6 protein-coding genes are annotated in these 6,017 nt (G+C 60.0%); 3 read left to right on the top strand and 3 right to left on the bottom strand.

The genetic code is table 11. The features are described from left to right. Window positions 1–98 precede the first annotated feature (98 nt). The 3 genes from NKI49_RS32975 to NKI49_RS32965 form a co-directional block, all read right to left on the bottom strand. Window positions 99–773 (bottom strand): protein-L-isoaspartate(D-aspartate) O-methyltransferase, encoded by a 675-nt coding sequence (locus tag NKI49_RS32975; RefSeq protein ID WP_352608348.1) that lies wholly within the window; start codon window positions 771–773, stop codon window positions 99–101. Between the two features lie 634 nt (window positions 774–1,407). Then, window positions 1,408–2,565: a sulfite oxidase gene (locus tag NKI49_RS32970; protein ID WP_352608350.1), complete on the bottom strand. Its 1,158-nt coding sequence runs from the start codon at window positions 2,563–2,565 to the stop codon at window positions 1,408–1,410. A 459-nt stretch (window positions 2,566–3,024) separates the two neighbouring features. After that, entirely contained in the window at window positions 3,025–4,176 is a 1,152-nt protein-coding gene (locus tag NKI49_RS32965; protein WP_352608352.1) for a helix-turn-helix transcriptional regulator, read from the bottom strand. A gap of 404 nt (window positions 4,177–4,580) precedes the next feature. Here NKI49_RS32965 and NKI49_RS32960 point away from each other — a divergent pair, with 404 nt between their 5' ends. The 3 genes from NKI49_RS32960 (at window position 4,581) to NKI49_RS32950 (ending at window position 5,725) form a co-directional block, all read left to right on the top strand. Further along, window positions 4,581–4,943 carry a hypothetical protein gene (locus NKI49_RS32960; protein ID WP_352608354.1) on the top strand — a complete coding sequence of 121 codons (363 nt, stop codon included), beginning with the start codon at window positions 4,581–4,583 and terminating at the stop codon, window positions 4,941–4,943. 50 nt (window positions 4,944–4,993) lie between these two features. Next, on the top strand, window positions 4,994–5,407 hold the full coding sequence (locus NKI49_RS32955; protein WP_352608356.1) for a c-type cytochrome: 414 nt from the start codon (window positions 4,994–4,996) through the stop codon (window positions 5,405–5,407). Between the two features lie 93 nt (window positions 5,408–5,500). Further along, window positions 5,501–5,725 (top strand): hypothetical protein, encoded by a 225-nt coding sequence (locus NKI49_RS32950; protein WP_352608358.1) that lies wholly within the window; start codon window positions 5,501–5,503, stop codon window positions 5,723–5,725. Window positions 5,726–6,017 lie beyond the last annotated feature (292 nt).

Below are 6,017 nucleotides of genomic sequence, written 5' to 3'. Positions count from 1 at the left end.
ATTGCTCGTCCGTCAGAACCGTTCGAATCATCAAAGCCTCCAAAATGAGGCTTGAATCACTCAAAGGGCGAAAGTGGAATCCTGATTCTCAACAACCCCTAGACCGTTTCGAGCCGGCTGAACCGAACCGGGATGACTTTCCGAGTCTTAAGTTCTCCTGCTGCATCCTTGTCGATGACAGTCAAAAACTGTAGGTCTTCAGAGACCAACGGCAGGACCAGACGTCCGGCTGGCTTGAGCTGCTTCAGCAAGGCCGGCGGCGTCCGCTCAGCCGCCACGCTGACCAGGATCTTGTCGAATGGAGCGTGCTCGGGCCAGCCGCGAGATCCGTCTCCGACACGAATGGCGACATTGGAGAAGCCAAGGCCCTGCAACAGAGCCTCGGCATGGCCTACGAATTCCTCGATGATTTCGACGCTCCAGACTTGTCCGGCGAGTTCCGCGACGATCGCGGTTTGATAGCCCAGGCCGGTTCCGATCTCGAGCACCGCCTCGTGCGATCGGGGGGCAAGGAGATCGGTCATCAGAGCGACAATGAAGGGCTGCGAGACGGTCTTATCGAAACCGATCGGCAGCGGCATGTCCTGGTAGGCATAAGGCGCGACCTGGGCTGGCACGAAGAGGTGCCGCGGGACCCGTCGCATCGCTGCCATCACCCGCTCATCGAGCCTTGCCTTGCCGAGTTCTTCGCTTGCAAGGTCGGCATGGATCGCAATCATCTCGACCATGTGCCTGCGTAGGACGGCAAGGTGCTCTTCATTCATCGGCTTCATGGCGGTTGGGTCTTCCTCGACCAGACTTCTGCCAGATAGTTTTAGATCCTGTTCGCCTTGTCACATAACGGCAGCATTTCCCAGAGCCCGCAGCAACGCGTGGTGACCCGCCGCTATATTGGTCGAGCCTTGACGCCATGTCGCCAAAGCTCACGGAAAGGGTCGCAGTAGGTGTCGGTCACGGACTTTCCGAATGAGCCGAGTAGAGTCAACCTACCGGGATTTCGGCCTCGAGCATTTTTGAGAACGTGCCTGCGTTCAGAAAGTTGCGCACGCTCGTGCAATCCCACCCGCCTCGTGTTCGGCGCTTCAAAAAAATCCGTCAGCGGAACGTTAAAAACGCGGGCAAGCTCCGTCAGCGTCTCAACGTTGGTAGGTTGCTTGCCTCCCTCAGTGTTGAGGTCGGCCAACACCCCCTGGCTCAGCTTTGCCTGCCGCTACACATGGGACATCGCGCTGACAAATAGCATCGCGAGAGGCGCCGGCGCCAATCGATTGGGCCCGGCGTACTCTGCACCCTACTGCACGTTACGGCGGACTTGGACCTTTGTGCCACCTGGAAGTGGCCCATGCCAACAACATTGGTCACATTGATCCTCCGCAGATTGGCGCAGCTATTCGCCCTAGAACTTCCTCAGTGAATGCTAATACGACGCGTCACCTGACCGTTGCTTTCCCAATAGGTATGCTTCTTAGCGATGATGGGGTCGTCCATTGCGGGTTGGACGTTCCCTTCCATACTGATCGCCCGCGAGGTGACGGTGTGCTCCCCGGCAGAAGGCTTCGGCCAGTCGACCGACCACATTTTCCAAGCGAAGTCCGCCTTGTCGGCTTCATCGATGGCCGCCGGCATCCAAGGCCCATCGTCGACCTTTACCTCGACCCGGTCGATCGGAGCGCCCCAGGCGGCGCCGACAATGCGGTAGTCACTGCCGACATGAGTGACCCGGGCCGGTGCCGATTTCAACAGCGCCCGCCCGACAGAGGTTTCCACCCAGACTGTCTTGCCGTTGTGGTCTTGCTCGCGAAGCGTGACATAGTCGCGTCCCATGAACCGGTTCTCGAAGCGTTGGTCGTTCACGTCGAGACGCTTAAGCCATTTCACGTTTGCGATCCCGTACCAGCCTGGCGCTATCAGCCGCAGCGGGAAGCCATTGTCGGGAGGCAGGGAAGTCCCGTTCATCTCGTAGCAAAGTATGTTTTTGGAATCCATGGCGTCGGTGAGTGACATGCTGCGCGCAAAATTCTGCGTGAACTTGACGTCGTCGGCTCGTTTGATCTCCCCTTCATCATCGCCCCAGAACACGACCTCAATCCCACTGTCGAGAACTCCGGCCTCCTGCAGGATCGGGGCGAGCGGCGTGCCCGCCCAGCGCGCATTGCCGATGCCACCGTTGAAAAACGGCAGGCCAGTATTGCCCGAACATTCGACCGTGAACGTAACTTCTTGGCGTGGACGAGCCTTGATGTCGGCGAGTGTCAGCGCCATCGGCTTTTTGACCGACCCGCCAATTTCCAGCTTCCACGTGCTTTCGTTAATGACCGGCCGGTTGAAATGGGCGATTGAAAAGAACTTGTCGTTCGGCGTCACCCATGAATCGAGATCCTCCCAGACAAGCTGATTTTTGATGACATCTGGAACCGGGTTCGGCGGCAGTTGATCTAGCCACTTGATAACTTCCTCCCCAGCCCGAGCTGGAAAAGCGTGCGCAGCCCGTGATTGAAAGAACGCCAGCGCTGCGACGGCCGCGGCGCCTTGACTGATGAATTCACGTCTCGGAAGATATTGCATGATGACTTCTCCTCCAGTGAAAGTTGAGAGATCTCCTTCAGCGATGAATGAATGCAATGGCGACCGGAATCGCGCAAAAATGGCCCGGCCGAGGTGGCAATCATGAGAGCGTACGGAACAAACCGAGTTAGAAGCGCGCCGTACTTATAGCGGGGTTTCCACTCTCAATCGCCAGCTCAGGTCTCAGCAAGCGATCAGAAATCATATGCCCTATCTGTCCTCGTGGCGAGGGCAACAGCTTGCAATCTTCGCACTACGCCTGGCGCCTGCTGTCCGTTTCAAAATCGAATGGCGCCTACGACCATGTTGATGTCGATGAGGCCCCGGGAGGGAAGGCCATCATCTGCCGGATGCCATTACTCAGGACCTTGTGCCGACAAGTAAGCCCTGAGAGCACCACGGGAGCTTGGCGAAGCGCGATTCCACATTGGGCCGCCAATATTCGGCAGGATGAGTGGCTCAGGGAACAGGCTGCCCCGCGGGCGGAACGATCTGCATGACGAGCCGCATCAGTTCAGCCTGGCGGAAGACGCCGGTCTTCTGGAAGATATTGTCGAGGTGCGTCTTGGTGGTTGCGTTGGCAATGCGCAGGCTGGCCGCGGTTTCGGCCAAGGTGTGCCCGGCGAGAAGGTTGGCGAGCACGCGGGTTTCGGCCAACGTAAGCCCAAAGGCTGTCGCCAGCATATCGGCGGCGTCATGCTCGTTCGGTGCATTGCCGATGAACACCGCGGCAACCGCCGCGGGCTCCAGACCGGCGCCCAGATCACCGCGGAGCATCGGCAGTACGCGAGCGAAGACGGGCGGCAGGTCGGGTTCGGTGAGGCGGATGGCAAACCCTGTGTTGGCGATGCTTGCCTCATCCTCGGCAGCAAGCATGATGGCGCTGTGAAGCTCCTTGGAGGCCGACGGGATCTTTGCCTGCAGAATGCCATGGACATCCTGGATCGGGCCGCCGCTCCGCAGCATGTGCCTGGCCGAGCGGTTGGCGTGCAGGATGGCGCCACGTTCAGTTGCGAGGACCACGGCGCATGTGAGCGTATCGAGCGCTTCCGCCATCCGCGCCCGCTCGATCGTGCTGATGTCGAGCATGTTGCTGATCATCACCGAACGGCGCACATGCGGCAGCAACAATTTGCCAAGCGCGATTTCACGCTCGGTGATAATGCCTTGCCGCTCATGCCGGGCAACGGCGAAGCCGGCAAGCCGGGTAGGAGTGTGCGTCAGGAAGAACGACATGACGTCGACCAGTCCCTGCGGCTTCAGGCACTCCTGAAAATATCGGGAGGTCTCCAGATAGGGGTGAGGGACATTGCGGGAGAGTACATGCGGCACTTCGAGCGAGGGCCATGTCGAGAGATCCTCGATCAGCCGGGCGTGGATCTCGGGGATATGTTTCGCCTGCTGCTCCAGCCAGTATGGCTCTATTCCCACGCTCCTGTACATCAGCAGCCGGTCTTGGCTGAGATCGTTCAGGTGCAGGACCGCTGTCTGGGCATTGAGCGTATCCCTGATCCCGGCAAGCGCGTATTCCCATCGGCCCGGGTCGAGCGCACAATCATAGATGCTGCCGATCAGCTTCGACAGCTTGTGACGCGACGATGCCTCGGCCATGGTCGAACGCCCCCACCTCAAGCGGGTCTGATACGGTAAACTGCGCGCTTCCGGAGATGCTCTCGCTTCGGCGGATTACGCGCCGACAGTCGACCGGCGAGGCGGCGGAACTGCGCCCTAACCCTCCAAATTTTAGCGATCGCTTATTTTCGACTATCTCCCCCAAACAGGGGATGCACAAGCAACCGGGAGGTGAAATGCTTGCTGCCTAAGAAATGGTCGCGCTTGATTGTGACGACCAGTGGGGTTCAGCGCGTTCCCGGCTCGCGGGCCATCGCCGATGAATGAAGCCGGGGGGCATATCACCAAATTTTCCTTGCGCGCCGACTGTTACGGCGCGCGACTGTCTATTGGCAAAACCTTGTGCCGGGCTCGACCCGGACAATTCGAGAGGGAGTAGCATAATGTACAGATACATTGCTCTTGCGGCACTTTGCATCGCGGCGATGCCCGCGCATGCCGGCGAGCTTGGAGCCATGAAGGCCGAAAGCATCGATCTCGGCGGCTTCCTTGGCGCCGTCTATTACATGCCCGAGGAGGGCGGTTATCGGGTGGTCACCACAATCGCGCAAGGCGAGGCGGGCTTGCCCGTGCGTTTCGTGGCGATACTGACCGAGAACCAGACGGTCGCAGTTTCGGTACCAGGTAAGGTGGGAGAGTCGGACCAGATCATCGAGATATCGCGTGTCGGCGGCAAGCTTTTCGTCAGCCCGCGGCCAGACGTGGACGGCATCGTGGTTGCTTCTCCGGAGGCCGCCATCGAGTGATCCAGGGCGTGCGCGTTGCGGCGGTGCCGCCTACAACGGGGGCAACAGACATGGCTCCATGGCTGCAATTCGTCCTTCCGTCTGTCGTCGTCTTTAGTGCCGCCGCCGGCTTCGGCGCGTCTTCGCAAGATGACCTGACCACCGGCAGGTTCTACAAGCTCGTCAACGGCAAGGTCGACGCGCGAACCTACAACGGCTTCCGTCGCTACAATGGCAGTTGCAGTCACTGCCATGGTCCCGACGGCGTAGGCTCGACCTTCGCCTCGGCCCTTGTTGACCGACTGCCCCGCATCGAGGCATTTCGGCGCGACGTCCGCGAGGGCCAACGCAGCGGCCCTTCAGTCATGAAGGGCTTCGCCGACGACCCTAACGTCGCTCCTTACATCGACGACATCTACGCCTACCTGCAGGCCCGCGCCGACGGCGCGCTCGGCCGAGGCCGGCCCGAGCGGCTCGAACCTTAGCACCACTGGCTAATCGACGGAGTCGCTCATTGCCAACAAGCTGAACCATTGCCAGTCCGACATCCAGATCCGCCCGGTGGTACCCAATACCGCATGCTCGATTTTCTTGAAGATCGACGCCCTGCTGCCGAGACGGCCGACATCAAGGACGAGCTGAAGCGGGAGGTGGAGAGGCTTTTGAAACAGCTGCGCACCTCAACGTTGCAAGTGCTCGGCAGTGGCGAGCGTCCACGACCCTCCTCAGGGCTGGCCAAAATTGACCGTTATGCGAGGCCATGGCGGCGCGGTGCCAGGCAACGTTTTGTAGATGGGACTTGATCTGAGAAACGACACTTCGGTGTGCAAGGCAAGTTGTGCGTCTTTGCCAACTGCTGAGGGTGGGATGCGCACTTTCGCCGGAAAGCCTGCGCCTGTGGCGCGACAGCATGCCGGCAACGCGCCGTGCAGACAGTGTGTCGGGTGCTGCCGGTCCGCGGCGAAGACGGTCAACACCTGCCCGTGGCTCTGACACGGCGGGGAATCGAGGTTAACGGTCATTTTTGTTGGAGGATCTGGAGCAGGAAGTCTGGGTCCCACCCCGCGGCTTTGCGCTTTGTCTTGACGCTGCCTT

It is taken from the genome of Mesorhizobium sp. M0587, assembly GCF_040320945.1.
In the GTDB taxonomy this organism is placed as follows: Bacteria; Pseudomonadota; Alphaproteobacteria; order Rhizobiales; family Rhizobiaceae; genus Mesorhizobium.
The sequence above is the reverse complement of the archived record's forward strand: the minus strand, read 5'-3'. Positions and strand labels throughout refer to the sequence as shown.

Coding starts and splice junctions, on each gene's coding strand:
- NKI49_RS32975 (WP_352608348.1), bottom strand. CDS start 773: ATGAAGCCGATGAATGAAGAGCACCTTGCCGTCCTACGCAGGCACATG.
- NKI49_RS32970 (WP_352608350.1), bottom strand. CDS start 2,565: ATGCAATATCTTCCGAGACGTGAATTCATCAGTCAAGGCGCCGCGGCC.
- NKI49_RS32965 (WP_352608352.1), bottom strand. CDS start 4,176: ATGGCCGAGGCATCGTCGCGTCACAAGCTGTCGAAGCTGATCGGCAGC.
- NKI49_RS32960 (WP_352608354.1), top strand. CDS start 4,581: ATGTACAGATACATTGCTCTTGCGGCACTTTGCATCGCGGCGATGCCC.
- NKI49_RS32955 (WP_352608356.1), top strand. CDS start 4,994: ATGGCTCCATGGCTGCAATTCGTCCTTCCGTCTGTCGTCGTCTTTAGT.
- NKI49_RS32950 (WP_352608358.1), top strand. CDS start 5,501: ATGCTCGATTTTCTTGAAGATCGACGCCCTGCTGCCGAGACGGCCGAC.